Annotated in this window: 1 protein-coding gene; it reads right to left on the reverse strand. The window is 33.6% G+C overall.

Annotation, left to right across the window (positions count from 1 at the left end; genetic code table 11):
• Window positions 1-201 precede the first annotated feature (201 nt).
• Entirely contained in the window at window positions 202-1101 is a 900-nt protein-coding gene (locus H8R24_RS18015) for a DMT family transporter (RefSeq protein WP_187021838.1), read from the reverse strand.
• Window positions 1102-1284 lie beyond the last annotated feature (183 nt).

The raw sequence follows: 1284 nt of genomic DNA on the forward strand, positions 1-1284 counted from the left end.
TTGTAGTGATGTTTATGAGGATGATTTTAAGTCAAAATAGCGACTAAATGAGGTTTTTTCACAGCCTGACGGTTGGCAGCTTGGCGATGTGGCGGATTAAGGAAGCCGAAACTTTCGATAAGCACTAATTTTCAGATACAAAACCAACTTCAAATTAAGCCTTAACCCGCCATATTGCCAAACTGCGGTTGGGCGCAGTTTTTATTCCTTTTCCAATGATTTGTTTTTCTTTTCTCTAATGAGATATACACTAATCAAAATTAATAATCCACCGACTGCATACCAAACTGTAAATTTCTCTTTGTCCAAAACCCCCCATATTACCGCGACGACTGGTAATAAAAGTGAAATGGTACTTACAAAAACCGCAGAGGTATCTTGAACAAGCTTGAAAAACAAAAACATTACCAAAGTAGTGCTAACGACGGTTAGAAAGACTAAATAGCCTAGAGCCGTTAAAGTTTCATTCTGGCTGTAATCAATGTCTGTAAAAAAACCTGAAAAACTTAAAATTAAAAGAGATGGCACCATCCAAATAGTGTAAATACCTGTTGATATATCTGTCGATTTTATGTGATGTAATTTTTTTTCAATAATGAGTGCAGCAACGGCATAAAGTGCCGAACCTATAACTAATAAAACCGTATAATAAAGATGATTTTCGCCATTTCCTGGATTGGAAGAGTAAACTAAAATGATAGCACCTATAAATCCAATTATTGCTCCAGCATATTGAATAACTTTATTTCTGATTCCAAACAGAATTGCTCCTAAAACGAGTGTGAATATTGGGTCTAATGCATTTATGATTCCTGCCAATGAGCTACTTACGCCCTGTTGTGCAATAGGAAAAATAAAGACCACTAAAAAGTTACCAAATAACCCTGATAGAGCAATCCAAAAAACGTCCTTTTTTGACATTCTTTTCAAAGCTGGGAATCCAATAAATGACAAAAGCAAGCCTGACAATCCTGCCCTAAAAGCTCCGATTTGATATGGGTCAAATACTGGTAGTATTTTTTTTATGAGTATAAAGGAAGAACCCCAGATTATAGCAATAAAGATGAGTAGAAAATATTTATTTTGAATGAATTGCCTCATAAAATGTCTATGCTTTTTTAATTCGACAAATTTAATCTTTTGATTTGTATATAACTATTCAATCAAGTATTTTTTTATTGACTTTCATCGATTTTTTAAATTGCGCCCAACGTCAGTCTGTGAAAAAACTTCCGTTTATTTCTTTCAAATATAACACATAATATAATATAAAAGGAAGAAAAG

The sequence above is a fragment of the Flavobacterium muglaense genome, assembly GCF_014305155.1.
Lineage (GTDB): Bacteria > Bacteroidota > Bacteroidia > Flavobacteriales > Flavobacteriaceae > Flavobacterium > Flavobacterium muglaense.

Excerpts from the sequence above, each read along its gene's own strand:
- H8R24_RS18015 (WP_187021838.1), bottom strand. The coding sequence starts at position 1,101 with ATGAGGCAATTCATTCAAAATAAATATTTTCTACTCATCTTTATTGCT.